The 26,586-nt window shown below is 70.6% G+C and carries 20 protein-coding genes; 11 read left to right on the top strand and 9 right to left on the bottom strand.

What is annotated here, in order from left to right; genetic code table 11:
* Positions 1 to 25 precede the first annotated feature (25 nt).
* Entirely contained in the window at positions 26 to 271 is a 246-nt protein-coding gene (locus NF556_RS17935) for a hypothetical protein (protein ID WP_252592541.1), read from the top strand.
* A 182-nt stretch (positions 272 to 453) separates the two neighbouring features.
* On the opposite strand, the gene NF556_RS17930 is transcribed toward NF556_RS17935, so the two are convergent.
* From NF556_RS17930 to NF556_RS21450, 3 genes are all read right to left on the bottom strand, one after another.
* A complete protein-coding gene (locus NF556_RS17930) occupies positions 454 to 2,376 on the bottom strand; it encodes a TPM domain-containing protein (protein WP_252592539.1) in 1,923 nt (640 codons plus the stop codon).
* 117 nt (positions 2,377 to 2,493) lie between these two features.
* Positions 2,494 to 3,210: a PspA/IM30 family protein gene (locus NF556_RS17925; RefSeq protein WP_252592537.1), complete on the bottom strand. Its 717-nt coding sequence runs from the start codon at positions 3,208 to 3,210 to the stop codon at positions 2,494 to 2,496.
* A 120-nt stretch (positions 3,211 to 3,330) separates the two neighbouring features.
* Entirely contained in the window at positions 3,331 to 5,409 is a 2,079-nt protein-coding gene (locus NF556_RS21450; protein WP_256829363.1) for a TPM domain-containing protein, read from the bottom strand.
* 162 nt (positions 5,410 to 5,571) lie between these two features.
* On the opposite strand from NF556_RS21450, the gene mfd reads away from it, so the two are divergent.
* From mfd to NF556_RS17890, 5 genes are all read left to right on the top strand, one after another.
* The gene (mfd, locus tag NF556_RS17910; protein ID WP_425607050.1) at positions 5,572 to 9,198 is read left to right on the top strand and encodes a transcription-repair coupling factor; all 3,627 of its coding nucleotides are present in this window, start codon (positions 5,572 to 5,574) and stop codon (positions 9,196 to 9,198) included.
* On the top strand, positions 9,185 to 10,294 hold the full coding sequence (locus NF556_RS17905; RefSeq protein ID WP_252592534.1) for a DUF2332 domain-containing protein: 1,110 nt from the start codon (positions 9,185 to 9,187) through the stop codon (positions 10,292 to 10,294). The genes mfd and NF556_RS17905 overlap by 14 nt, the downstream gene beginning before the upstream one ends.
* A gap of 45 nt (positions 10,295 to 10,339) precedes the next feature.
* On the top strand, positions 10,340 to 11,023 hold the full coding sequence (locus tag NF556_RS17900; protein WP_252592532.1) for a VOC family protein: 684 nt from the start codon (positions 10,340 to 10,342) through the stop codon (positions 11,021 to 11,023).
* 109 nt (positions 11,024 to 11,132) lie between these two features.
* Positions 11,133 to 11,849 (top strand): heme ABC exporter ATP-binding protein CcmA, encoded by a 717-nt coding sequence (gene ccmA, locus NF556_RS17895; protein WP_252592530.1) that lies wholly within the window; start codon positions 11,133 to 11,135, stop codon positions 11,847 to 11,849.
* Positions 11,846 to 12,595: an ABC transporter permease gene (locus tag NF556_RS17890; RefSeq protein WP_252592528.1), complete on the top strand. Its 750-nt coding sequence runs from the start codon at positions 11,846 to 11,848 to the stop codon at positions 12,593 to 12,595. The genes ccmA and NF556_RS17890 overlap by 4 nt, the downstream gene beginning before the upstream one ends.
* Positions 12,596 to 12,689: 94 nt before the next feature.
* Here the strand turns inward: NF556_RS17890 and NF556_RS17885 are convergent, their stop codons facing one another.
* From NF556_RS17885 to NF556_RS17865, 5 genes are all read right to left on the bottom strand, one after another.
* Positions 12,690 to 13,124 carry a DUF6918 family protein gene (locus NF556_RS17885; protein WP_252592526.1) on the bottom strand — a complete coding sequence of 145 codons (435 nt, stop codon included), beginning with the start codon at positions 13,122 to 13,124 and terminating at the stop codon, positions 12,690 to 12,692.
* A gap of 196 nt (positions 13,125 to 13,320) precedes the next feature.
* Positions 13,321 to 15,084: an ABC transporter ATP-binding protein gene (locus NF556_RS17880; RefSeq protein ID WP_252595854.1), complete on the bottom strand. Its 1,764-nt coding sequence runs from the start codon at positions 15,082 to 15,084 to the stop codon at positions 13,321 to 13,323.
* 200 nt (positions 15,085 to 15,284) lie between these two features.
* The gene (locus NF556_RS17875) at positions 15,285 to 17,228 is read right to left on the bottom strand and encodes an ABC transporter transmembrane domain-containing protein (protein WP_252592524.1); all 1,944 of its coding nucleotides are present in this window, start codon (positions 17,226 to 17,228) and stop codon (positions 15,285 to 15,287) included.
* 54 nt (positions 17,229 to 17,282) lie between these two features.
* Positions 17,283 to 17,942, bottom strand: coding sequence for a response regulator (locus tag NF556_RS17870; RefSeq protein WP_252592523.1), 660 nt, complete (start codon positions 17,940 to 17,942; stop codon positions 17,283 to 17,285).
* Positions 17,933 to 19,201, bottom strand: coding sequence for a sensor histidine kinase (locus tag NF556_RS17865; protein ID WP_252592521.1), 1,269 nt, complete (start codon positions 19,199 to 19,201; stop codon positions 17,933 to 17,935). The genes NF556_RS17870 and NF556_RS17865 overlap by 10 nt, the downstream gene beginning before the upstream one ends.
* 206 nt (positions 19,202 to 19,407) lie before the next feature.
* On the opposite strand from NF556_RS17865, the gene NF556_RS17860 reads away from it, so the two are divergent.
* From NF556_RS17860 to NF556_RS17840, 5 genes are all read left to right on the top strand, one after another.
* Positions 19,408 to 19,686: a hypothetical protein gene (locus tag NF556_RS17860; RefSeq protein WP_252592520.1), complete on the top strand. Its 279-nt coding sequence runs from the start codon at positions 19,408 to 19,410 to the stop codon at positions 19,684 to 19,686.
* Entirely contained in the window at positions 19,683 to 20,552 is an 870-nt protein-coding gene (locus NF556_RS17855; protein ID WP_252592518.1) for an ABC transporter ATP-binding protein, read from the top strand. Before NF556_RS17860 ends, NF556_RS17855 begins: the two co-directional genes overlap by 4 nt.
* The gene (locus tag NF556_RS17850) at positions 20,549 to 23,050 is read left to right on the top strand and encodes an FtsX-like permease family protein (RefSeq protein WP_252592517.1); all 2,502 of its coding nucleotides are present in this window, start codon (positions 20,549 to 20,551) and stop codon (positions 23,048 to 23,050) included. The genes NF556_RS17855 and NF556_RS17850 overlap by 4 nt, the downstream gene beginning before the upstream one ends.
* Before the next feature lie 46 nt (positions 23,051 to 23,096).
* A complete protein-coding gene (locus NF556_RS17845; RefSeq protein ID WP_252592515.1) occupies positions 23,097 to 23,786 on the top strand; it encodes a class I SAM-dependent methyltransferase in 690 nt (229 codons plus the stop codon).
* 121 nt (positions 23,787 to 23,907) lie between these two features.
* Complete coding sequence (locus tag NF556_RS17840) at positions 23,908 to 26,034, top strand: prolyl oligopeptidase family serine peptidase (protein WP_252592513.1); 2,127 nt, start codon at positions 23,908 to 23,910, stop codon at positions 26,032 to 26,034.
* On the opposite strand, the gene NF556_RS17835 is transcribed toward NF556_RS17840, so the two are convergent.
* Positions 25,998 to 26,528, bottom strand: a complete 531-nt coding sequence (locus NF556_RS17835; RefSeq protein ID WP_252592511.1) for a GbsR/MarR family transcriptional regulator — start codon at positions 26,526 to 26,528, stop codon at positions 25,998 to 26,000. The two genes, NF556_RS17840 and NF556_RS17835, sit on opposite strands and share 37 nt — an antisense overlap.
* Positions 26,529 to 26,586 lie beyond the last annotated feature (58 nt).

Genomic DNA, 26,586 nt, shown 5'->3' with positions numbered 1-26,586 from the left:
ATCTGGAACATCGTGTGAAGGATGCATGCATCTGCACCTGCTGGCCGCTGGATCATCTGCTGGTCGTTGGATTGCCTGCTGGTCGCTGGATCGCCCGCTGAGCGGGGACACGCGCCAGTCGCCTTCGCCGGTCGGCGGCGACGGTGCATGTGAACGGATCATTCACAGGAATCTGGAACATCGTGTGAAGGATGCATGCATCTGCACCTGCTGGCCGCTGGATCATCTGCTGGTCGTTGGATTGCCTGCTGGTCGCTGGATCGCCCGCTGAGCGGGGACACGCGCCAGTCGCCTTCGCCGGTCGGCGGCGACGGTGCAGGTGAACGGATCATTCACAGGAATCTGGAACATCGTGTGAAGGATGCATGCATCTGCACCTGCTGGCCGCTGGATCATCTGCTGGTCGTCGGCTTGCCTGCTGGTCGCTGGAGTCGCTCACGGGAGCGGCCCGGGCTAGAAGCGCCCGCCGCGGGAACTGCGCGACGAGCGCGAGGACCGGCGCGAACTGCTCGAGCGACTGCGCGAGCGGCTGCTGGAGCGCGAGCGGCGAGACCTGCTGGACCGTGAGCTCGACCGGGAGCTCGACCGGGAGCCGCCCCAGGACGAGCCCCAGGATGAGCCCCAACCGCCGGATGACGTGCTGGCCTCGGCCCTGTGGCGCACGTCGTGGATCGAGCTCAGCGCACTGCCGGCCCGACTGGCGGCGTCGCGCAGCACCGTGTCGGCCCTGGCCGGGTCGGACTCCAGGATCGAGCGCCCCTCGGTGAGCAGCGCGCGGGCCTCACTGGACCGCGTCAGCGCCGTGGCCGTGACATGCGCCTGGTTGACGCGCAGCTCGGACTCCATCGAGCGCACCCGCGACTCGGTGCGGGCCAGCTGGGCACGGGCGGTCTTGAGCTCCTTGAGTCGCCGCTCCTCGGTCTCCCGATGACCGCTGAGGGCCGCGTCCAGCACGCGCTCGATATCGCCGAGATCCTCCGCCAGCTCCACCGGGTCCTCGGCCGCGTCACCGACCCTGGCCAGGGCAGCCCGGGCCTGCTGTGCTGGGCCGGAGACTGCCGCGTCCTGTGGGGCGAGGCGCTCGGCGTCGGCCACGTCCTGGCTCAGCGAGTCCGTCGCCGCTGTCAGCAGCCCCTGCCACTGCGTGATCAGGGTGTCGAGGTCGGCGAGTTGTTCGGCGCGTGCGGTGAGTCCCGTCAGCGACTCCTCGGCAGCTTTGAGGGGCAGGACCGCGTCCTCGGGCTCGCTGGCGCCGATCCGCTCCCGTGCCTGCTCGAGTGCCGTCTCACCGTGGGCCAGCATCGTCTGGGACTCCTGGGCCATCGCCTCCACCTGCGCACGCTGGCCTGCGCGCAGGTCAGTCCGCGTGGTCGCCAGGGCCATCACGTCGAGCAACCGTGTCGTGACCTCCGCAAGGCCTGCGGTCAGCTCCTCGACGCGTTGCGGTGCCCGGTCGGCGAGGGCTCGCAACTCGTTGAAGGCGGCGGCGTGCTCGTCGAGCCGGGAACCGGCCCGGGAGATCAACTGCTCCAGGTTGCGATAGCGGTCCCGCACGCTCGCGGACTCCTCCACCGGGTCCTGCGCGGCGATCTGCTCCTGCAGGCGGAAGGCCTCGAGCGCTTCCTGCCGGGACGTGGTCAGGGCCTCCCGGAAGGGGGCGGTGAGGTCGGGGGCGAACTCGGCCTCGGCATACTGCAACTCTCCCTCAGCGGCGGCGAGCGCGGTGTCCAGCGCGACCAGTTGCCCCCCGACGCGTTGCGACGTCTCGGCGAGCTCCTCTGCCACCTCCGCCCGCTCCTGACGCTGGCGGTGCCACCGGCGGCCGCGATAGGCGCCGAACCCGAGCAGGGCCACCCCACCCACACCGGCGATGCCGACCCACCCGCTCGACGACTCGGTGGCCGCCTCGAGATAGCCCTCGGCCGCGCCGATCGCGGCCCCGTCCCAGTCGTCGTCGCGCAGGGCGGGCTCGATGTGCTCGGAGGCCACGTCGTCGAGCTGGCTGTCGGACAGCCCGGAGTCCTCGGAGATGCTGTCGCCCCAGGACCGTTCGTCGGTGGCGACGGCGACCAGCAGGTCCTGGTCGCCGAGGTGGGAGAGCTCGGCGGTGCGGTCGGCCCACTCGGGCCCGCTGAGTCCGCCGAAGTCGTCGACATAGACCACGAACAGCTGCAGCCCGGCCTCGTCGAAGAGCTGGTCCTGGGCCGCGCGGACCGCGGCCTCATCCTGGATCGCGCCGGTCTGGTCGACCAGCTCGTCGGGCAACGGGAACGGCTCCTGGGCGTATGCCGAGGGGCCGGTCAGCAGCACACCGCCGGCCACGAGGGTGGCCAGGACGGTCAGGGGTGTGCGGAGCTGAGGTGTCACGGCAGGCATGGGTGAGTCCTTCCCCCGGTGGAGTGTTCGAGACCGACCGCGGGCCCACCGGAAACTTCCGGCGGGCCCGCAGGGGTGCTGCTGGTCAGGGCGTGCCCGACCGTGGTGCGGAGCGGGTCAGCCCTTGCTCCGCAGAGCGGCCAGGCGCGCCTCGATCTCGGCGTCGTCGCTGTGGTCCTCGAGCTCGTCGAACTGGTCCTCGATGCTCGTGGCGTGGGCCTCGGCGCGACCGGCGACGAGGGCCTCCTCGCGCTTGATCTTCTCCTCGAAGCGGCCCAGGTCGCTGGTCGGGTCCATGACGTCGATGGAGCGCATGGCCTCGTTGACCTTGCCCTGCGCCTCGACGGAGCGGGCCCGGGCGACCAGGGTGCCGCGCTTGGACTTCAGCTCGCCGAGCTTGGTCTTCATGCTGACCAGGCCCTCCTTGAGCTTGTCGACCGTCGCGTTCTGCTGCTCGATGGCCGGGCGGGCGGCGTTGGCCTCGTTCTCGTGCTGGATCTGACGCTGCAGGGCCACCCGAGTCAGGTTGTCGAACTTGTCGGCGCCCGCAGTGTCACCGCTGCCGCGCAGCTCGTCGGCCTTGCGGTTGGCGGCGCCAGCCTTGCGGCCCCACTCCTGTGCGGCCTCCTCGTCGCTGCGCAGGTCAGCCTCGGCCATGCGCACGTTGGCGATGGTCTGCGCGACGGCCTCCTCGGCCTCGGCGATGGAGTTGGTGTAGTCACGCACCAACTGGTCGAGCATCTTCTCCGGGTCCTCGGCGCGGTCCAGGAGGGAGTTGATGTTGGCCTTCGCGAGCTGGCTGATGCGGCCCAGGATGGTCTGCTTCTGAGTCATGGTCCAAGTGTCCTTTCGTGGGACAGGTGTGGTGCGAGGTCGTCGTGCCAGTTCCTGTGTATTGACGGTCAGCGCCGTCGAATGGTTCCGTCCAGTCAAGCCGATCGGCGAGGTGAAACGTCAGAAGCGCCCTCCCACCGAGGTCGAGCCGCCGCCCCCGCCGAAGCCGCCGCCCCCGCCGAAACCACCGCCGCCTCCGCCAAAGCCGCCCCCTCCGAAACCGCCGCCACCCCAGCCGCCGCTGTGCCGGTTGCCTCCGCCGGCCAGGATGCCGCCGAGGATGACCGACAGCGGGTCGATGCCGCCGCGCCGACCCCCGCCGCCCATGCCGCCACCCATCGGGCCGTTCCAGCGGTCGAGGTCCTGCTGGGCCTCGCTGAGGGCCCGCTCGCCGAGTTGCTCGGCCTGGTGCAGCAGGTTGGCCGCCTGTTGGGGGTCGTCCCGGGTGAGTCCCTGGGCCTGTTCGAACAGCCGCATCGCCTCGGAGATGCGGGTGCGGGCTCCGCTGTTGACGGCCCCGCGCCGCGTGGCGATGGTCTCGTCGATGCTGCGCAGCCGTGCGCCGACCCGGTTGACCCGAGCGTTGAGGTCCTCGCGCACCTTGGTGCGCTGGCTCTCGGCGTCGCGCAGCGGGTCGAGCAGGGTGTCCAGGTCGTGCTCGGTGGCGTCCAGGGTGGCCAGGGCAGCCAGCGGGTCGCCGGAGGTGTCGGCGCTCTGTCCCTGCGTGATTGCGGCACGGGCGCGCTCCACGACGGGCTGGATGACCGGGTCCTTGGGGGCGAGTCGCTGGGCGTCCTGGATGTCGGAGGTCAGTGACGCGATGGCCTTGGCCAGCACGTCCTGGGCGTTGGCCAGGTCGTTGTCGGCGGAGCCGATGGCGTCCAGCAGCCGCACGGCCTGGCCGAGGGCCTCCTCGGCGGCACGGGCCGCGGCCACCGCTGACGGGCGGTCGCTGTCCACGGCCTGGCGGCCGGCGTCAACAAACCCATCGGCGCTGCCCAGCAGCCGCTCGGCCTGGGCGCGGTGGTCGCGCACCGTCCCGAGAGCCTGCTGCGGATAGCGCGCGGCGAGACTGTTGATCTGCTGGTCGGCGACGGGCAGTCGTCCGCGCACCTCCTGGGCCCGGCCGGCCAGCTCCTCGAGGAACTGCGGCACGGTGTCCTGCAGGGCGCGCATGTCGGCGAACTCGGCGGCGTGGGCGTCCAGGCTGGCCTTGGCGCTGGAGCACAGCTCGATGATCTGACCCAACATGTTGCGGGCGACCGGCTCGGCCTCCTTGTCGGAGTCGTCGAGCTGCTGGCGGATCCGGAAGGCCTCCTGGGACTTGCGCCGTGCCTCGCCGAGGACCGTGCGGAACTGCTCGGTGCGCTGCTGGCCGAACTGCGCCTCGGCGAAGGTGAGCTCCTCCTCGGCGCTGCGCAGCGAGTTGTCCAGGTCGACCAGGGCGGCCGCGGAGACGCGCTGGAGCTCCTGGGTGGGCACCTGCGACGTCTGGCTCGACTCGGTGGGCAGGTCGCCGGCACGTTCCCGGCTCTGCCGGGCGCTCTTGTTGCCCATCGCGGAGATCACCTTCGAGCCCGCGATGGCCACGACCGGCACCGCAAACAGCCACGGGATGTCGAAGCCGCCACCGGAGGAGCCGCTGTGGGACCCTTCGGAGTTGCCCTGCCCGCCGGAGTTGACCGGGGTGTTCACACCGTCGGGCAGCACGTCGGCCAGCCCCTGGGTCGCGGCGATCGAGGCGCCGGCCCAGTCGTCATCACCCAGCGCCGGCTCGACGTAGTTGCTCGCCACCTCGTTCAGGGTGCTCTCGGGGATGGCCGAGCTGCCGGTCAGCCCATAGGCCCGCTGGTCCACGGCCACAGACAGCAGGATGTCGTCACCGCCGAAGCCGTTGAGGTTGTAGGTCTCATCGGACCAGCCCGGACCGTCCGCCCGGTCGAACTCGTCGACATAGATCACGAACAGCTGCAGGCCCGTGTCGTCGCGCAGGTCGGCGATGGCCTCCTCGATCTCGCCCTCGCTGCCGCTCAGCACACCGGCCAGGTCGTTGATCGACTCGGTGATCTCCAGGGGTGCTTCCTCGGCCATGGCCACCTCGGCCGTGAGCGCCAGCGGCACGGCGAGGGCGGCCCCGACGGCCAGCGCCGCACCCCAGGATCTGGTCGTGCGGCGGCTCGGCTCGGCAATCTGGGTCACGATGTGATCTTCCTGTCCCCGGCCCGGCAGCGCAAGCGCCCCCGGCCGCATCAGTCTCCCTGTCGGTTGTGGCCTTTAGACTGGCAGAAACCCCGCTCAGTTCCCAGATCGGGGTCGTTTGTGCTGTCGGCAGGTGTGTCGCCGGCCGCCACCACACTGCCCATGTTGCCGCAGAGAGGGCCCCTCGTGAGTCTCACCCCAGTGCTAGCCGGCCTGATCACCGATCCGGGCGTCGCCGCCGTCCTGGCTGCCGCCGACGAGCGGGAGCCGCTGGTCGACGTGGCAGTCACGGCGGGTGCCCGTCCGTCACTGGTGGCCTCGCTCGCCGCGAAGGCGCCGCTGCTGGCGGTCACCGCGACGGGCCGGGAGGCCGACGACCTGGCGTCCGCACTCGCCGAGTTTCTGCCCGCCGAGACGATCACGACCTTCCCGAGCTGGGAGACGCTGCCCCACGAGCGACTCAGCCCCCGCTCCGACACGGTCGGTCAGCGGTTGGCCGTGCTGCGCCGCCTCGCCCACCCGGAGGTGAGTGAGGAGAGCACCGGCACCTCGGCATACGGTCCGGTGCGGGTCGTGGTGGCCTCGGCCCGGGCCCTGTTGCAGCCGTTCGTGGCCGGCCTCGGTGAGCTGGTGCCGGTGCGGCTGCAGGCGGGGGAGACGCACGTGTTCGAGGAGGTCGTGGAGGCCCTGTCCGCGGCCGCCTATGTGCGCACCGACCTGGTCGAGCGGCGCGGTGAGTTCTCGGTGCGCGGCGGCATCCTCGACGTCTTCCCGCCGACGGAGGAGCACCCGTTGCGGGTGGAGTTCTGGGGCGACACGATCGAGGAGGTCCGGTGGTTCAAGGTGGCCGACCAGCGCTCGCTGGAGATCGCCGAGGGCGGGTTGTGGGCCCCGCCGTGCCGCGAGCTGCTGCTGACCGACCAGGTGCGTGAGCGAGCCGCCGAGCTGGCTGAGCAGTTGCCCGGTGTGGCGGACCTGCTCGGCAAGGTGGCCGAGGGCATCGCCGTGGAGGGCATGGAGTCGCTGACCCCGGCGCTGGTGGACTCGATGGAGACGCTGCCCGACGTCCTCGCGGAGGGCACGCGCGTCGTCCTGCTCGACCCGGAGCGGATCTCGACCCGGGCGCACGATCTGGTCGAGACCAGCCTGGAGTTCCTCGGTGCGAGTTGGGCCAACGCCGTGGCCGGCAATGTGGTGCCGGTCGACCTGCAGGACGTGCTCGGCACCGCGTCCTACTGGTCCCTGGGTGACCTGCGTGCCCGGGCGCTGGAGCGGGGTCGCGACTGGTGGACCATGACTGCGTTCGCCGGTGACGAGGAGCTCGCGGAGTTTGTCGAGGACGACGCCGCTGACGACGTGGTGGCCCGCCGGATCACCGTCGAGTCGTCCCCCGTCGAGGCCTTCCGCAGCGACGCCGAGGCGATCGCGACAGCGTTGCGCCGCTGGCTCGCCGATGACCAGCACGTGGTGCTCTCGCTCGAGGGGCCGGGTCTGGCCCGCCGGGTCAGCGAGGTGCTGGCCGAGCAGGACGTCCCTCACCGGCTCGTCCCCGACCTCGAGCGGCTCGTGCCCGAGGTCGTGCAGATCACGACCGGCTCGGTGGGGCGCGGTTTTGTGCTGCCCGGCGCCCACCTGGTGGTGGTCGGCGAGACCGACCTGACCGGCTCGGTGAGCACCGGAGGCTCGACCAAGGACATGCGGCGTATGCCGTCGCGCCGGCGGGCGCAGGTCGATCCCCTGCAGCTGCGGCCGGGTGATCACGTGGTCCACGAGCAGCACGGCGTCGGCAAGTTCGTCGAGATGGCCCAGCGCCAGGTGCAGGGGGCGGTGCGGGAGTATCTCGTGCTGGAGTACGCCTCCGCGAAGCGCGGGCAACCGGCCGACCGGCTCTATGTGCCGACCGATCAGCTGGACCAGATCACCAAATACGTTGGCGGAGAGTCCCCGACGCTGAACCGACTCGGTGGTGCCGACTGGCAGAAGACCAAGTCGCGCGCCCGCAAGTATGTCCGGCAGATCGCCTCCGAGCTGATCCGGCTCTACAGCGCCCGGATGGCCACCCAGGGCCACGCGTTCGGCCCGGACACCCCGTGGCAGCGCGAGCTCGAGGACGCCTTTGCGTTCGTCGAGACGACCGACCAGCTCTCCAGCATCGACGAGGTCAAGGCCGACATGGAGAAGGCGGTCCCGATGGACCGGCTGATCAGTGGCGACGTGGGCTATGGCAAGACCGAGATCGCGGTCCGCGCGGCCTTCAAGGCCATCCAGGACGGCAAGCAGGTGGCCGTGCTGGTGCCGACCACCCTGTTGGTGCAGCAGCACTTCCAGACCTTCACCGAGCGCTATGCCCAGTTCCCGGTCGTGGTGAAGGCGTTGTCCCGCTTCCAGTCCGACAAGGAGGCGCGGGAGGTCATCAAGGGCCTGGCCGACGGCAGCGTGGACCTGGTCATCGGCACCCACCGACTGTTGTCCACCTCGGTGACCTTCAAGGACCTGGGGCTGGTCGTCATCGATGAGGAGCAGCGCTTCGGCGTGGAGCACAAGGAGCAGCTCAAGGCGATGCGCACCAATGTCGATGTGCTGGCCATGTCGGCCACGCCGATCCCGCGCACGCTGGAGATGGCCATCACCGGCATCCGCGAGATGTCGACGCTGGCCACACCCCCGGAGGAGCGGCACCCGGTGCTCACCTTCGTCGGCGGCTATGACGAGAAGCAGATCGGCGCCGCGATCCGGCGCGAGCTGCTGCGGGACGGGCAGGTCTTCTTTGTGCACAACAAGGTGACCTCGATCGAGAAGGTCGCCGCGCGGCTGCGCGACCTGGTCCCCGAGGCCCGGGTGGCCACCGCGCACGGGCAGATGGGGGAGCACCAGCTCGAGCAGGTCGTCGTCGACTTCTGGGAGGGCAGTTTCGATGTGATGGTGTGCACCACGATCGTGGAGACCGGCCTGGACATCTCCAACGCCAACACCCTGATCGTGGACCGCGCCGACCAGTTCGGGCTGTCCCAGTTGCACCAGCTGCGGGGCCGCGTGGGCCGCGGGCGGGAGCGGGCCTACGCCTATTTCCTGTATCCGCCGGAGAAGCCGCTGACCGAGACCGCGGTCGACCGACTGCAGACGATCGCGGCCAACACCGACCTGGGGGCCGGCACGGCCGTGGCGATGAAGGACCTGGAGATCCGCGGCGCCGGCAACCTGCTCGGTGGTGAGCAGTCCGGCCACATCGAGGGCGTCGGTTTCGACCTCTACATCCGGTTGGTCGGCGAGGCGGTCGCCAACTTCAAGGGCGAGAAGGACGAGACCCCCACGGAGATCAAGATCGAGCTGCCCGTCGACGCGCACCTGCCCCATGCCTACATCCCCGGTGAGCGACTGCGTCTGGAGGCCTACACCAAGTTGGCCAAGGTGACCGACGAGGTCGAGCTGGCCGAGATCGAGGCGGAGCTGGTCGACCGCTATGGCGCCCCGCCGGTGCCCGTCCAGACGCTGCTCGAGGTCGCCCGACTGCGCACCCTGGCTCGCAGCGCGGGGATCAGCGACATCTCGTTGCAGGGCTCGACCATCCGCTTCGGGCCGGTCGAGCTGCGCGAGAGCCAGCAGTTGCGGCTCAACCGGCTGTTCCCGGGCACCATCCTCAAGGCCGCGACGCGCACCATCCTCGTGCCCGTGCCCAAGACCGCCCGCGTGGGTGGGAAGGTGTTGCGCGACAAGGAGATCCTGGACTGGGCGAGCGCACTCATCAGGCACGTCCTGCTGGACGACATGAGCGCCGTTGCGCCAGGTTGAGCTGATCCGGGCACAGGCCGGTGCCTGCGAGAGCCTGGGCTCACCGTTCTACGCCCACCTGCTCGAGCAGGTGGCCGACGATGTCGCGGCGGGTGGGCCGGCTGCCGCGGTGCTGGCGGGACACGAGGACGCACCTGGCCCCTCGGCCCTGGCCCTGCGACTGATGGCAGCCGTGCACCGTCTCGTGCTGACCGAGCGAGCACCGGCGCTCGCGGCCCACTATCCAAGCGTCGGCGGCGACGGGGATGCTGCGGCCGCTTGGCCTGCCTTCCGCGAGGTTCTGGAGGAGCACCAGGAGCTCATCCGCGCCGGACTGGCTTCGCCGCCACAGACCAACGAGGTCGGTCGCTCCGCGGCCCTGTTCGGTGGTCTGCTGCAGGTGCTCGCCCGCGCACAGCGACCGGACCTGCCGGTCCGGCTCGTGGAGATCGGTGCGTCGGCGGGGTTGAACCTGCTGGCCGATCACTTCACCTACCTCGCTGCGGACGGCGGACAGTGGCCGCGGCCAGCCGGTGGCGGCAGCACAGAAGGAGTCACACCAGGGGGTGCGCGCCCAGCCACCGTCGTGCTGGACCCTGCCTGGGAGAGCCGGCCCCTCGGCATACCGGAGGGGGTCGAGGTGGTCGAACGACTGGGCTGCGACCTCGCGCCGATCGACGCACGCTCCCAGGAGGGTGCGCTGTCACTGCTCAGCTGTGTGTGGCCGGACCAGACGCATCGTCTCGACCGGCTGCGCGGCGCCCTGTCCCTCGCCGCGGAGCACGCCGTGCGTCTCGAGCGGGCGGGCGGTGGCGACTTCCTGGACCGACTGGAGCTGGTGGAGGGCCAGCACACCGTCGTGTGGCACTCGGTGATGTGGCAATACGTGTCGCTCGAGGAGCAGCAGCGCATGCTCGCCCGGCTCACGACGCTGGGTGACGCCGCCACACCCGATCGGCCGCTGACGCACCTCGCCTTCGAGCCGCGTCGCCTCGCGCCAGGCGCGCCGCACCGCTTCGTCGTCGCGGCCACCACCTGGCCCGGGGGCACTGAGTGTCTGCTCGGTGAGGCTCCGCCGCACGGTGTCCCGGTGCGCTGGGGCGACCCCACGCGCTGACGGTCAGCATGGCGCGCTGTCGGGACCGTGTGCCACGCTGGTGAGATGGCTGAGGATCTCGTGGTGACGCCCTATGACGCGATGCACGCCGAGGGGATGGGGGACTGGCGCTTCTTGCTCGGTGTCCTGGTCGCGCGGTTCGACACCGGCACCCCCGCCGCAGGGGCCGCCCTCGCGACGGCCATCGTCGCGGCGGGCCACCGGCTGCACCACCACCCCGCCCTGGACCTGCGCTCCGACCACGTCGTGGTCCGCACCCACACGGAGTCGGTCGACGGCGTGACCCAACGCGACCTCGACCTGGCGAGGGTGGTCAGCGAGCTGGCGGACGAGGCAGGCGCGACGGCCCGCCCGGAGCTGGTCTCCTCGCTCGAGCTCGCGATCGACACGGTGGATGCTGACGCGATCCGGCCGTTCTGGCAGGCCGTGCTCGGGCTGCAGGCGAATGCTCGCGGTGACCTGCTCGACCCGGATGGTCACCTCCCCAGCCTCTGGTTCCAGGAGATGGATCCGCCGCGCACTGACCGCAACCGCATCCACTTCGACATCACCGTGCCGCACGATGTCGCCGAGGAGCGGCTTGCTGCCGCGCTGGCGGCGGGTGGACGACTGGTCTCGGACCGGCGCGCACCGGCGTTCTGGGTCCTCGCCGATGTCGAGGGCAACGAGATCTGCATCTGCACCTGGCAGAACCGGTCGAGCAGCGGGGGTCCTGGGGCGGGTCGCTGACCGCGCTCGCCTGCTGGGCGTGGGGTCGCGCGGTCGGTGCCCGCGGGTCTAGCGTGGTGCAGTGGCACCGGTGGTGCGTCAGCAGCGCCGACGGCCGAGGAGGAGCGCCGTGGAGCAGCACGTTGTCGAGGTCACGGACCTGCGGGTCACGCGCGGTGGTCGTGAGGTCCTCCACGGTGTTGATCTGAGCGTTGGTGCGGGTGAGCTGGTCGGTGTTGTCGGGCCCTCCGGGGGCGGCAAATCGACGCTGATGCGCTCCATCGTGGGGGTGCAGAGCGGCGTGCAGGGGTCGTTGCGGGTGCTTGGCGAGGAGGCCGGGAGTCCGGGGGTGCGAGGCCGCGTGGGCTATGTGACCCAGGCAGCGTCGATCTATCACGATCTGACCGCCCGGGAGAACCTGGAGTTCTTTGCCGCCATCCTGGGAGTGGGCACGGCCGAGGTGCGGGCTGCCCTGGCAACGGTCGATCTCGCGCACGCGGCTGACCAGGTGGTGGGCACGATGTCCGGTGGTCAGCAGTCGCGCGTCTCCCTGGCCACGGCGCTGCTCAACGACCCCCCGCTCCTGGTGCTGGACGAGCCCACCGTCGGCCTTGACCCGGTGCTCCGGCGCTCGCTGTGGGCCACCTTCGGTGACCTCGCCTCCCGAGGGGCGGGCGTGCTGGTGTCCACCCACGTGATGGACGAGGCGGAGCGCTGTGACCGGATCGCGCTCCTGCGCGAGGGCGAGGTGATGGCGACCGGGACTCCGGCCGAGCTGCTCGAGCGCACCGGCGCCGACAGCGTCGAGGCTGCCTTCCTGGTCCTCATCGACGAGGCTGCGGCGTGACCCCGCGCATCACCCTGGCCGTGGCCCGCCGGGTTCTGCACCAGTTGCGTCGGGACCCGCGGACCATCGCCCTGCTCCTGCTCGTCCCGTGCCTGGTGCTCCTGCTGCTGTGGTGGGTCTTCTCCGAGGTGGCCGGCGGCAACATCATCAACAGTTTCGGCCCGGCGCTGATCGCCTTCATGCCCTTCACCGTCATGTTCATCGTCACGTCGGTCACGATGCTGCGCGAGCGCACAGCGGGGACCCTGGAGCGGATGCTGGCCATGCCCACCGGCCGGGCCGACATCCTCCTCGGCTATGCGCTCGCCCTGCTGGCCGTGTGTTTCGTGCAGTCGGCCCTGGTGATCGGCCTCGGTGTTGGCATCCTCGGCATGGAGGTGGGCGGCCCGATCTGGGCGCTGCTGCTGGTGGCGCTGGCCGACTCCTTCCTCGGCACAGCGCTGGGCCTGGCCGTCTCCGCCTTTGCCCGCACCGAGTTCCAGGCTGTGCAGTTCATGCCTGCACTGGTCTTTCCCCAGCTCCTGCTGTGCGGGTTGTTCATCCCGCGCGAAAACATGCCGGGCGCCGCCCAGGCGATCTCTGATTTCCTCCCGCTGACCTATGCGATCAACGCCATGCAGGGCGTGCAGGCCGGTGTCGACGGGCAGGTTGCCAGCGGGACCTGGACCGACCTGCTGATCGTGGTGGGCATCGCGGTTGTGGTGCTCGCCCTCGGGACGTTCACCCTGCGTCGGCGGACCGACTGAGCTCTCGCATCGGCGCCGTGGTCGTGCTCGTGCCCGCCGGCCCGCGATCCCGTGGGCCCGGCGCACCCCGCTATCCCTTCCGCAATCGGCTCACTCAGGCGGCGTGGCTCTCGATCGCGGCGCCGACGCGGGGGAGGGCGGCGATGACGTTGTCCTTGGCCTTGCCGCGCAGCGAGCCGTAAACCTTCTTGACCACGCCGTTGCTTGAGCCGGCCACGTTGCTGTCGGTGACGGCGAGCAGGGCCTCGGCGGCCTCATCCTGTCGGGCGACCAGGGTGTCGGCGAAGGCGCGGTCTCCCCGCTCCTGCCAGAACGGGTCCAGCGCGGCACTGAAGCCGGGCAGCAACTTGTTGACCGCCTTGGCCACGAACCCGTCGGACACTTTGGTGACGGCCGCATAGCCGGTCTTGATGATGCGACCGCTGATGCCGGATTTGCTCGCCACCTCGGCGTCGACGACCGCGACCAGGGTCTTCACGACGGCGGGTCGACGGGCGGGCTCGAGCAGGGTCTGCTGCAGGGAACTCATGGACGCAAGCGTAGGTGCACGGAGCGTCGGCGTGCACCAAGGCAGGCGACGTCACTGCTGTGAGCGAGCGGGACGTCGCTGACCTGCAGCGATGCGCAGGGCGAGATGACGTCGCCTGTCTGGGTGCACGTTTCGCCAGCGGCTCGGTGGCCGTGACTGTGGCTGTGGCCGTCGCCGTGCAAGCGCAGGCGGCAGGTCAGGTCGTCCAGGCCCGCCAGAGTGCGGCATACTCCCCGTCCAGGGCGACCAGCTCGTCGTGGCTGCCGAGCTCGGCGACCCGCCCGTCGATGACGACGGCGATGCGGTCGGCGTCGTGCGCGGTGTGCAGCCGGTGTGCGATGGCGACAACGGTCCGCTCCGACAATAGGGCGTTCATCGAGCCCTCCACGCTGCGGGCCGTGTGCGGGTCGATCAGCGAGGTGGCCTCGTCGAGCACGATGGTGTGCGGGTTGGCCAGGATCAGGCGGGCCAGCGCGACCTGTTGCGCCTGCCCCGGAGTCAACTCCTGCGACCCGGAGCCGATGCGGGCGTCGAGCCCCTGCGGGAGTCGTTGCACCCAGTCCCAGGCTCCGACCGCGCGCAACGCCTGCTCCACCGCGGTGTCGTCCGAGCCCTCCTTGGCCAGCACGATGTTGTCGCGCACCGTGCCGATGAAGACGTGGTGCTCCTGGGTGACCAGGGCGACCTCGCGGCGCAACAGGGCCAGCGGCAGGTCAGTCAGCTCCACGCCGCCGACGGCGACCGAGCCGGTGCGTGGCCCGTGGATGCCGGCGAGCAGCCGGCCCAGGGTCGACTTGCCCGATCCGCTGGGGCCAACGATCGCCAGGCGCTCTCCCGGCTCAAGGGTCAGGTCGATGCCGTGCAGGACGTCATGCCCGGGACGGTAGGCATAGCGCAGATCCTGCCCGACCAACGTGGCGTCGGCCGGCTCGCCCCGGCCCTCCTCACGGTCCGGCGGCACGGTCGCGATCCCGAGCAGACGGGTCGTCGAGGCCACGCCGACCTGCACGTTGTCGAGGGTGTGCACGAGCATGTCGAAGGGGCCCCACAGCGCCTCGGTGTAGAGCACGGCCGTGGTGATCTGACCGATGGTGACCCAGTCCTGGGAGTAGGCGAAGGCGCCCACGGCCAGGACCAGCACCCGCGGCAGGGAGAAGGCCAGGTCCATCACCAGGAACAGCAGGTTGCGCAGCGTGATCCCATAGCGCTCGGCCTGTGCGGACACCTCAATGTCGTCGTCGCCGACCCGCTTGCGCTCGTCACCGATCTCGAGGGCCTCGACGGTGCGGGCACCCTCGACGGTCTCGGTCAGGTGCGTGTTGATGCGCGAATAGGTGCCGCCCTCGGTCAGATAGCCGTTGGGCGCCCGCTGGAGATAGCGGCGCACCTGCACCAGCGAGATCGCCAGCAGCACCAGCGAGGGGAGCGCGAGCAGCCAGCTGTTGACGATCATCGCCAGCAGCGTGGCGATCACGGTGGTGCCGGCCACGATGACCTGCGGCAGCGCCCAGCGCACCGTCTCGCTCATCGTGCCGACATCCCGGGTCACGCGCGTGACGAGGTCACCGGAGCTGGCGCTCTCCACCCGGGACAGCGGCAGACGCAGGATCGCGCGCACCACAAACTCGCGGGCCGACGCAAGGATGCCCTGGCCAAGGACGGCGGAGGCGCTCTTGGCCGCCAGGGTCAGCAGCGCCTGCAGCACGACGATCCCGGCGACGATCAGGGCCACCAAGTCGGCCGTGGCCAGTGCCGCACTCGTGCGACCAGCCTCGACATCGGCCACGGTGCTGTCGACCAGCCGGCCCAGCCACCAGGGCACGAGCAGCCCGGCGACCGCGGCGAGGGCGTTGCCCAGGACGACGGCGACCACCCAGAGGCGTCGCTCGCCCAGGAGTCGGCCGATGAAGCGCACGACCTGCCGGGGCTGCGCGATGGGCAGTCCCTTGGTCGAGCTCATCGTCTCGGCGACGAAGTCCGCGGCCCGGCGCTCGCGCAGCAGGTGACGCTGTCGCATCGCCGACGCGCGCTCGGCCACGGTGGCCTCGGTCGGGGGGATGAGCTCCGCGGGGATCACCGGACCCTGCTGGTCAGCGGCATCCCAGGTGCGTGCCGACTCAGCTGCCAGCTCAGGGGGCAGCAGGGGAGCGTGTGTTGTGCTCACAGCACCTCCTGGGGGGCGGGTCGGGTCATCTGGCGGTGGGTCTCGGGGTGGGTGTCGTCCGGCTCGGGCGGGTCGATGGTGGCCGACTCCTCACCCCGCACCACGACCGAGCGGTATGCCGAGTGCTCGGCGAGCAGGTCGGTGTGCGTTCCCCGGGCGGTCACCTGACCGTCCTGCAGGAGGACGACCTCATCGGCGTGGTGCAGCAGGAGCGGGGAGGCGGTCATCACCACGGTGGTGCGGCCCTGGCGGGCCCTCCCCAGGCGTGCTGCGATGCGGGCCTCGGTGTGGGCGTCCACGGCTGAGGTGGGCTCGACCAGGACGAGGACCTCCGGGTCGGCGGCGAGGGCGCGCATGAGCACCAGGCGTTGGCGTTGTCCGCCGGACAGGCCGCGGCCGCGCTCGTCGAGCTCGCCGGCCCAGCCACCCGGGACGGCGTCGAAGACGTCGTCGGCCGAGGCGGCCCACAGCGCGGCCTCTGCAGCCTCCCGGCTGAGTCGGCCGTGCGGGTCCACCGCCGACCGCAGGGTGCCGGCGAACAGGTGCGGGCTGGTGTCGCTGACCAGGATGTGGGAGCGCACCTCGGGCAGCTCGACGGCGCCGAGGTCGACGTCACCGACGAGCACGCCCCAGGCCTGACGGGCGCGCTCCTCATCACGGACGGCCTGCTCGGCGCGGGCGATCACGCGACGTGCGCGCTCGCGACGAGCCGCGCGACCCTTGAGGTCCTCGGGCAGCTCGAGGGCGATGCGGGCGTCCTGCTCCTCGGGCAGATAGCGACCGAGCCGGTCGGCCAGTGCTGCCGAGTCATCGGGCACCCCGGAGACGACCATCGTCAGCAGCCCCGGCGTGACCACCAGTCCCGAGGCATCGTCGGTGATCGGCGCGTCGTGCGGCAGCGTCTGCGGAGCGGTGGGCGGCAGCCAGGGCGGGCGCTGCTCCAGCACCGCGATGGCCTTACGGGCCGACACGACCGCGCGGGTCATCTTCTGGGCGAACTCCACGAAGGTGCGCATCGGCTGGATCAGGAACAGGCCGTAGCCCAGGATGCTGATGAGCTGACCCACACTGAGTTGTCCGTTGATGACCTCTCGGACCCCAACCCACATCAGGGCAACGACGAAGATGCCGCTGAGCAGCACACCGACGGCTTCCACCGCCGCCTGCCAGGAGCCTGCCGAGACGCCGGACTGGCGCACCCGCTGGGACTGTCGGGCGTAGTTGCCACCGAAGGTGTTCTCGCCGCCGATGCCGCGCAGGATCCGCAGCCCGCCGACAATGTCGGTTGCCTGCGAGGTGAGCTCGGAGTTGCGGGAGCGCTCGATGCCCTGCCAGCGCTGCATCGGGCGCAACAGCGGCATCCCGCACAGGACGAGCAGCGGCGCGGACAGGAGCACCAACACACCCATGGTGGGGCTGATGGTGAGCACGATGGCGGCCACGCACAGGAAGGCGACGACCTCGGAGAGTGCTCGGGTGACGATCTCGATGAAGCCGCCGAACTGGTCACTGTCGCTGCCGGACACGGACAGGACCTCACCGGTGGGGGTGCGGCGCGGCAGGATGTGACCGAGTTGGAGCGTCTTGCGGGTGACCAACTTGGTCGTGCCATACAGCGCCACGAGCCACTCGCGCACGATCACCGTGTGATAGACGGTGCCGCTGAGGCCACCGACCACGGTGATGGCCAGCAGCACCAGCACCCACTGCAGGAAGGCGCCGGAGTCACCGCCGACGATGCCGTCGTCGATGGCCCGGCCGACCAGCCACGGGCCGAGCACCTGGGGGAGCATCCACACCAGAGCGATGCCCACGCCAGCCAGCGCGAGCGTGCCCTCGAGCCGGATCATCCACCAGAGGAAGTGCCTCGGGCTGCGGGTGTCTGGCGCGGCGTCGTCGCGTGCTGAGTAGGCCCGGATCTCGGGCGGAAAGTCTTGCATGGCTTGGCTAAGAGTACGGCTGTTCGCAGGGAGCTGACCACCGATTATCCGTGCTCAGCCCACCCCGCCGCTCGCCTCGAGGTGGCGCAGGACCGCCACGACCCGACGGTCACTGTCCTCTCCCACCGGCAGGTCGAGCTTGGCGAAGATGTTGCGGATGTGTTTGTGCACCGCGTTGTCGGTGATGAACAACTGCTGGGAGATCGCGGTGTTGCCCAGTCCCTGCGCCATCAGGGCCAGCACCTCGCGCTCCCGGTTGGTCAGCGCCGCCAGGCGGTCGGCGGCACGTCGGCGGGCGAACAGTTGGGCCACCACGTCCGGGTCGATCGCTGTGCCACCGCGGGCCACCCGGTCCAGGGCCTCCAGGAAGGTCTCGACTCGTCCCACGCGCTCCTTGAGCAGATAGCCGAGCCCACGGGCGCTGCCGGCGAGCAGCTCGGTGGCGAAGCTCTGCTCGACGTGGGCGGACAGCACCAGGACGGCCAGGTCCGGCTGGTCCGCCCGGGCCGCCACTGCGGCTCGGATGCCCTCGTCGGTGTGGGTGGGTGGCATCCGCACATCCACGATGGCCACCTCCGGCCGGTGTTCAGTGACGGCCGCGAGGAAGGCCGCACCGTCCTCCACAGCGGCCACGACGTCCAGGCCCTCACCACGCAGCAACAGGACCAGGCCCTCCCGCAGGAGGGCGTCGTCCTCAGCGACCACTATCCGCACGGGAGCACCACCTGCACCAGTGTCGGGCCACCGATGGGGCTGCGCACCTCAAGGGTGCCGTCGTGTGCCTCCACCCGGTCGCGGATGCCGCTCAGCCCGGATCCCTGCCCGACAGCGGCCCCACCGGAGCCGTCGTCGGTCACCTCGATCCACAACTGGTCACCGCGCTGCTGCACGCTGACGAGGGCTCCCTGTGCTGCGCTGTGCCGGGTCACATTGGTGAGCGCCTCGGCCACCGCGTAGTAGGCCACGGCCTCGACCGACACCGGCAGCCGCACCGGCACCGACACCTCCAGGCGCGTCGGGACCGCGCACTGAGCGACCAGCGCAGCCAGCGCACCGGGCAGGCCGTCGGCCTCCAGGACGGGGGGCAGGATGCTGCGCACCACAGAGCGCAGCTCGGCCAGCGCGAGCTCGGCGCTGTCCTGGACCCGCTCCAGGATGGGCTCGGCGCTCGCGGGGTCCCGGGTCAGGGCCCGGCGGGCAGCTGCCGCGAGGACGGTGACCGCGACGAGTCGGTTCTGGGTGCCGTCGTGCAGGGCGCGCTCGATGCGGCGCAGCTCCACCGCGTGCGCGTCGAGGGCGGCCGCCCGGGTCGCGCTGAGCCGGGCCACGAGGGCCGGCAGGTCCTGGCCGGGGTGTGGGGCCAGCAGCCGCAGCCCGGGCGCCGCCTGGCCACGGGCCAGCAGCGGGGACAGCAGCAGCCAGAGCAGGGCCCACACGATGCCGGTGACGACCGCCCAACGGGCTCCGGCCCAGGTGTCCACGGTCACGAACCCACCAGCGAGGGTGGCCTGACCCGGCGCCAACTGCCACCACAACGGAGTGCTGATCTCCTGGACCGCGCTGGACAGCAGTTCCAGCGGCAGCAGCCCGAGGACGAGCCCCACCGTCGCGTGCAGGACGAGCCACCCCAGGTCCCGTCGGGTGCTGACGTCGGCCCGGACGAAGCGCAGGATCTCCGCCCACCCCGTCGGGACCGGGCCATACGGCGAGGCCGTCGGGTGTCCCATGGCCGTCAGCCGACGGCGCTCCAGATCAGCCACCCAGCGCACCACGCGCAGCGCAGGACCGACCAGTGCCAGCCCGACGGCGATCAGGCACAGTGCGGCGACCAGGAGCAGGACCACGACGGTCAGCAGCGCCAGCAGGGCCGTGCCCAGGCCGAGCACCAACCACTGGGTGGCGACAGCGGCCGCCACGACCTGGGACCTGAGGGTCGCCCAGAGACCGGGACGCGCGGGGGCACCGGTCGACACGGGTCCTCCTGGGCTGGACTGGGCAGTGAGTGCCCAACGTATGCCGAATGGCAAGTCAGCGTCCATGTCCGCCGACTCCCTGGGTCCGGAGAGCGGCAAAAGGTACAGCCTGCTGTACCTGCGATCGGGTAGTTCACGGGATGGTCGCCGGCCTTCGAGATTTCTAGCGTGGAGAGCACGTTGACCACCACGACTCAGGAGCACCCATGAACGACCCCTACTGCCTCACCGACGCACCCGCTCGCGGGGGTGCCGGCCCGTCGCCCACCGTCGGGGATGACGGCCCGTCGCCCGCCGTGCCTCCCGCGGACAGGGACCGCCTCACCGGCCTGCTCTGGGTGGCGCTGGCCATCTGTGTCGGGCTCAATGCGATGTTCTCGGTGATCAGTCCGGACAACCTGCTGCCGTCCCTGGCCTTTGGGGTCGCGGCGCTCGGCTGCGTGGGACTGCTCGTGGCCCGTCGTCTCCGGCGGCGGCAGCCATGAGCACCCAGACACAGGCACCGGTCCGGCGTGACCCGCGATCCGCGGATGCTCGTGATGTTGCGGTGCGACTTGAGGACGTGAGCCGGGTGTTCCGGCGCGGTGGTGAGGTCAAGGCACTGGACGGGGTCTCGCTGTCGGTGCCGCGCGGTTCCTTCCTCGCCGTGATGGGCCGGTCGGGCTCGGGCAAGAGCACCCTCCTGCAGATCGCGGCCGGGCTCGATGTGCCCACCAGCGGCTCGGTCTGGATCGGCGACACCGAGGTGAGCTCCCTGCGGGAGACGCCGCGCACCCGGTTTCGTCGGGACCGGGTGGGCTTCGTGTTCCAGGGCTACAACCTGCTGCCCTCCCTGACCGTCGAGGAGAACATCACCCTCCCGCTGCGCCTGGCCGGGACGGCGGTGGACCGTGCGTGGGTCGGCACGCTGGTGGAGCAGACCGGCCTGGCCGACCTGTTGCACCGGCTTCCGGGTGAGCTGTCCGGCGGTCAGCAGCAGCGGGTGGCCATCACCCGGGCCCTGGGGCCGCGGCCCGACGTGGTCTTCGCGGACGAGCCCACCGGGGCGCTGGACCTGGCCACCGGTCAACGGGTGCTGGCGCTGCTGGGTGAGTTGGTGGCCGAGCACGGACAGACGGTGGTGATGGTCACCCACGACCCCGGCGCAGCCGCCTTCGCTCACGACACGGTGGTGATGGCCGACGGGCGGATCCGCGAGGTGCTGTTGTCTCCCGACGCCGAGTCGCTGGCGGCTGTCCTCGGGGAGCAGAGCGTCCTGGATGCGCAGGGCGGCCCGGATGCGGGTGCGCAGGGCGTCCCGGATGGGGAGGGCGTCCTGGATGCGCAGGGCGTGCTGGGTGGGCAGCGATGAGAGTCCGCCCGCCGCACCGCCTCAGCGAGGTTCTGGCCGTGGCGACCGCCGTCCTCGTGGGCGCCGTCCTCGCCAGCCTGTGCCTGGTCCTGCTCGACACCGGTCTGCGCTCGCCGGTGCCCCCGCAACGTCTCGTGACGGCCGACCTGATCATTGGCGGTGAGCAGAGTGTCCCGCGGGCCGAGGACCTCGACGTTGCTCTGCCCGAGCACGTCGGGGTGCCGGCTGACCTGATCAACGAGGTCGCTGGGGTGCCCGGTGTGGCCGCTGCGGCAGGCGATCTCAGCTTTCCGGCGGCAGTCAGCGACGGTGCTGGAGGCTTCCAGCCCGGCGCGGACCCCCGCCGCGCCGGACACGGGTGGGGCTCGCTGTTCGGCGAGGTCGCCCTCGTCGGCCGACCGCCGGCCGGTGCCCACGACGTGGTCCTCGATGAGGCGACCGCAGCCACCGCTGGTGTGTCGGTGGGCGATCAGGTCGAGGTGGCTCTCGCGGGTGAGCCGCAGACGATGCGACTCACCGGAGTGCTGGACCCGACCTGGTCCCACGCCGGGATCTTCTTCAGTGACGACCTGGCCCGGACAGTCGCTTCCCTCGCACCGGGCACGGTGGACCTGATCACGGCCACGACCGAGCCAGGCACCGATCCGGCAGCGGTTGCCGAGCGCGTCCAACAAGTGGTCGGCGAGGACCTCGTGGTCAGCTCCGGATCAGACCTCGGGGCGGCCGAGCGGCCCGCCGCGGCGGCCACCACCGGGATGCTCGTGCTCCTCGTGCTCTCGGCAGCAGGGGTCGTGGTGATCCTGGTCGGCTTCATCACCGGGGGAGCCGTCAGCGTCATGGTCGCCAACCGGGCGAGAGAGCTCGCCCTGCTGCGGGCGATCGGGGCAACGCCGGCCCAGGTCCGCTCCCTGATGGCGCGACAGGCGAGCACCGTCGCGCTCGTGGCCGCGGTGGGTGGTGCCGCCCTGGGTCATCTGCTGGCCTGGTGGGCGCAGGACTCCCTGGTCGGTCTCGGTCTGCTCGCGACCGGCCAGCAGCTGAGTTGGAGTCCTTGGCCGGCGCTGGTCACCGTGCTGCTCCTGGTGGGCATCGTGCAGGTTGCGGCCGGGACAGCCTCGTGGCGGGTGTCCCGCCTGTCAGCCACCACGGCGGTCGTCGAGACCGAGGCCGAGCCGCGCTCCGGTGGCCAGGCCCGCACCAGGGTCGGTGCCGTCCTGCTGGCGCTTTCCCTGGGGACAGCGCTGGCGCCACTGATCACCCGCACCGAGGCAGCCATCATCGGCGCGGCCTCCGGTGCGCTCCTGGCCAGCATCGGTGTCGCCCTGATCGCGCCGACCGTCGTGCGTCGGCTGACCCGGTGGCTCGCTCCGAGACAGCGCACCGTCAGTCGCTGGCTCGCCGTGCGCAACAGCGGGAGCTTTGCCCTGCGGACCGGTGGAGCCCTCGCGGTCCTGGCCCTGGCGGTCGGGCTGACCGTGACACAGATCTTTGCGACCACCACGCTGTCATCGGTCGCCGCCCACGAGGCCCGCGAGGGCACGATCGCGACCGCCCAGGTCACGGCGGACCAGACCGGAGGTGTGCCAGCGAGTGTCGTGGAGGAGATCGAGGACCTGTCCTCGGTGTCCGCAGCGGTGACCGCGCGGCATACCAGTGGGGTGCGCACCTCCGCCGATGGCACCCAGGCGCTCGTCGACGCAGACGCCCAGGAGATCCTGGCGGTCGGCCCGGGTGTGGCCGAGGTGCTTGACCTGGGGGTGGTGGACGGAGACCTGGCCGATCTCGTGGGTGACACGGTGGCCGTGGACGCCAGCCTGGCGTGGCCCGGCACCATCGAGGTCGGGGACACCCTGCCGCTCGCTCTCGCCGACGGCACCCGTGTGCAGCCCACCGTGGTGGCGACCTATCGTCACGGCTTTGGGTTCGGCAAGGTCGTCGCCTCGGGCGATCTCGTGTCCGGTGGCGCCGGACCCTACGACTCGGTGCTGGTGCAGGGGCCGGAGGCAGCAGCGGTGGACCGAGACCTCACGACACTCGCGGCAACCCATCCCGGCCTTGAGGCGAGTCATCCGCTGACACAGGAAGACTCGGACCCGGCTGCGCTGGACCCCGCGGTGTGGATCAACCTCGGAGCGTCTGTTGTCCTCTTCGGCTACATCCTGCTCGGCGTCGCCAACAGGCTGGTGGCCACCACGTTGCGTCGTCGACGTGAGTGGCAGCTGCTCGGTGCACTGGGTGCCACCCCGCGTCAGTTGTGGGCCATGGTCGCGACGGAGACCGGGCTGATCGCTCTCGGGGCAACGGCCGCCGGACTGATGATCGCGCTGGTGCCGATGAGTCTGGTGGCGCTGGGCTTCCTCGGCACTCCCTGGCCGCAGGGGCCAGCGTGGGTCGTGGGCGCCACCGTGCTCGTGGTCACGGCAGCCGCCTATGTCGCGACGCTGGTGCCGACCCGCCACCTGTTGCGGAGGCGGGGACCCCTGGTCCCTGCCGGATGAGCCTGCATTCAGCCCACGCCGAAGCGGGCCTGGCAGGATCGCGAGTATGACCACCGCCGACTACGACGACTTCGCCGCTGCATACGACGAGGCGAACGAGCACGGGCTGTTCAACGCCTGGTATGAGCGCCCAGAGATGCTGCGCCTGGCAGGCGAGGTCGAGGGCCTGCGGGTGCTCGATGCCGGGTGCGGGTCTGGGCCACTCACCCAGGCGCTGCGCGATCGGGGTGCGCTCGTCTCTGGCTTCGACCTCAGCCCCGCGATGGTGGCCCTGGCCAAGGAACGCCTGGGCAGCGAGGCAGACGTGCGGGTGGGCGACCTGAGCGACCCGCTGCCCTATGGCGAGGGCGAGTTCGACCTCGTCACGGTGTCGCTCGCGCTGCACTACGTGAAGGACTGGGCTCCGACCCTCGCCGAGCTGCGCCGAGTCCTCACGCCCGGCGGCCAGCTCCTCGTCTCGATCATCCATCCGTTCGGCTATGCCGCCAGTTATCCGGACGGGGACTACTTCGCCCTCACGCAATACTCCGAGGACTACGAGTTCGGCGAGACCACTGCCGTCATGACGTACTGGCACCGGCCCCTGCAGGACGTCCTCAACACCTTCATCCGGGCTGGCCTGCGCATCACGAGCGTGACGGAGCCAGCGGCCGTGCCGGACACTCCCGCCGAGCTGTTGCCACCGAGGGGCCGCAACTTCATCTGCTTCCTCTTCTTCGCCCTGCAGTCCCCGTGAGCACACACGGCGAGACAACGCGGGTGGGCATCGGGGTCCGCCGCCTTGCGTCGGGTGTCCCGACTCGGCTGTCAGCCCGTGCAGCGAGTGGCGACCGAGCGCGGCGGCTTACGCTGGCGGCGTGGATCACCAGGAGCAGCAGACCGGGAACGAAGACGTCGTGAACCAGGACCCCGTGCAGGATGAGCACGCGTGGCTGGAGGACGTCGAGGGGGAGGCCCAGCTGGACTGGGTGCGCGAGCGCAACGCCGGGGAGGCGGCGCGCATCGCGGGCACGCCGCAGTTCGAGGCCATCCGCGACCGCATTCTGTCGATCCTCGACTCGGACGCCAAGATCCCGGACGTCGCCAAGATCGGGGAGCACTACTACAACTTCTGGAAGGACGCCGAGCACGAGCGCGGGCTCTGGCGCCGCAGCAGCCTGGAGTCCTATCGCACCGAGGCCCCCGACTGGGAGATCGTCCTCGACCTCGACGCCCTGAACGAGACCGAGGGGGAGAACTGGGTCTGGCACGGCGCCACGGTCCTGCGCCGCAGCGGCAGCAGCGAGACCGACGATCACCGTCTCGCCATGGTCGACCTGTCCCGCGGCGGTGCCGACGCGGACGTGTCCCGTGAGTTCGATCTGCACGCCAAGGCCTTCGTGGAGGACGGTTTCCACCGCCCAGAGGCCAAGGGAAACCTGTCGTGGATCGACCAGGACACGCTCTTCCTGATGACCGATCTGGGACCGGGGAGTCTGACCGACAGCGGCTATCCGCGCACCGCCCGCCGGTGGCGCCGGGGGATCCCGATCGAGGAGGCCGAGGTCGTCTTCGAGGGGGACGCAACAGACATCGCGGTCGCAGCGTGGCATGACCAGACCCCCGGCCACGAGCGCGACCTCATCCACCGCGCCCCGACCTTCTTCACCAGCGAGCTCCACCTCCTCGACCCCGACGGGAGTCTGATCCGGATCGAGGTGCCGGACTCGGCGCAGGCCTCCGTGACGCGCGAGTGGCTCACCATCGAGTTGCGCGATGACTGGACCCCAGAGGAGGTGACGTATGCCGCGGGCTCGCTCCTCGGCATACGGCTGGGTGATTTCCTGGCTGGGTCCCGCGACGTGCAGGTCCTGTTTGCGCCGACCCCGGCCCGGTCCCTGGCCGGGCACACCTGGACGCGTCACCACCTGGTGCTCAACATCCTGGAGCACGTGACGAACCGGCTCGAGGTGCTCACCCCGGAGGCGGACGGCACCTTCGCGAGCACGCCGTTGCCAGGGGTGCCCGACGACGGCACGACCATGGTGGGGCCGGTGGACGCAGTGGGCTCGGACGCGGTCTGGGTCTACACCACCGACTTCCTCACCCCCACCACCCTGGCGATCGCTGACCTCGCAGACCTTGAGACGTCAGGTGCCGCAACGGATTTCGTGGAACAGCTGAAGGCCATGCCGGCCTTCTTCGACGCGGACGGACTGGTTGCGCAGCAGCGGTTCGTCACCTCCGACGATGGCACGCGGGTGCCCTACTTCCTGGTGCACCGCGAGGGGCTGCCTGCTGATGGCACGACCCCGACCCTGCTCTACGGCTATGGCGGCTTCGAGATCTCGCTCACCCCAACGTATTCGGGCGTGCTGGGGGTGTCGTGGCTGGAGCGGGGCGGGGCCTATGCGCTGGCCAACATCCGAGGCGGGGGTGAATATGGCCCGACCTGGCACCAGGCGGCTCTGAAGGGGAACCGGCACCGCGCCTATGAGGACATGGCAGCCGTCGCCCGCGATCTCGTCGACACCGGAGTCACGGTGCCGGAAAAGCTTGGCGTGCAAGGAGGCTCGAATGGCGGGCTGCTCGCGGGCAACATGCTCACGCAGTATCCCGATCTGTTCGGCGCCGTCGTCATCCAGGTGCCGCTCCTGGACATGCAGCGCTACTCCCACCTGCTGGCCGGCGCCTCCTGGATGGCGGAGTATGGCGATCCCGACGTGCCCGAGGAGTGGGCCTTCCTGCAGACGTTCAGCCCCTATCAACTCTTCGAGGCCGGGCGGGACTATCCGCCGGTGTTGCTGACGACCTCGACCCGCGACGACCGGGTGCACCCGGCGCACGCCCGCAAGATGGCGGCCAGGATGCTCGCGGCGGGCAAGGACGTGACCTACTACGAGAACATCGAGGGCGGCCACGGTGGTGCGGCGACCAATGGCCAGCTCGCGCACATGCAGGCGCTGGCCTATCGCTTCCTGGCTGAGCGGCTCGGGCTCGACTGAGGTTCCTGGCCGGCCTGAGCCTGGCGCTCCTGCCAGCGCGCCATGATGCCGTCCATCTCGCCGATCAGGAAGCTGAAGAACTCCTCCAACTCGGCGAGTCGGTCGGCTGCCGCCCCACCGGGCTCGACGACGTCGCGGCCGCGGGCGAACCCGCTCACCCAGGCTGTCAGGGCGTTGGTGTCGTGGGTGACCAGACGGATCAGGGACTCGCTGTCCACGACGTAGGACTCGCGCCGCGAGCCCGGCACCGTGCGACGGGTGATCATAGAGACCTGGGTGAGCCACTGCACGGCCGTCGAGACTGCCGCCGCACTCACCTGGAGGGTCGCTGCCACCTCAGCTGACGTCATACTGCCGCGTTCGTGGACCAGGATCGCGGCGTAGACCCGGGAGGCCATCCGAGGCATCCCGGAGGCCGTCATGACGGCTGCCAGCTCCTCGATGTAGGCGCGCTGCGCCTCCGTGAGGTCCTCGTGGGTCACCTGATCGGTCATGCTGCCTCCCGCATTTTTAATTACATTCACAAATCTGTGAAACTTGTGTAGATTCTAA

The sequence above is a fragment of the Ornithinimicrobium faecis genome (assembly GCF_023923225.1).
Classification (GTDB): Bacteria; Actinomycetota; Actinomycetes; order Actinomycetales; family Dermatophilaceae; genus Ornithinicoccus; species Ornithinicoccus faecis.
This window is presented reverse-complemented; position numbering and strand designations above follow the sequence as displayed.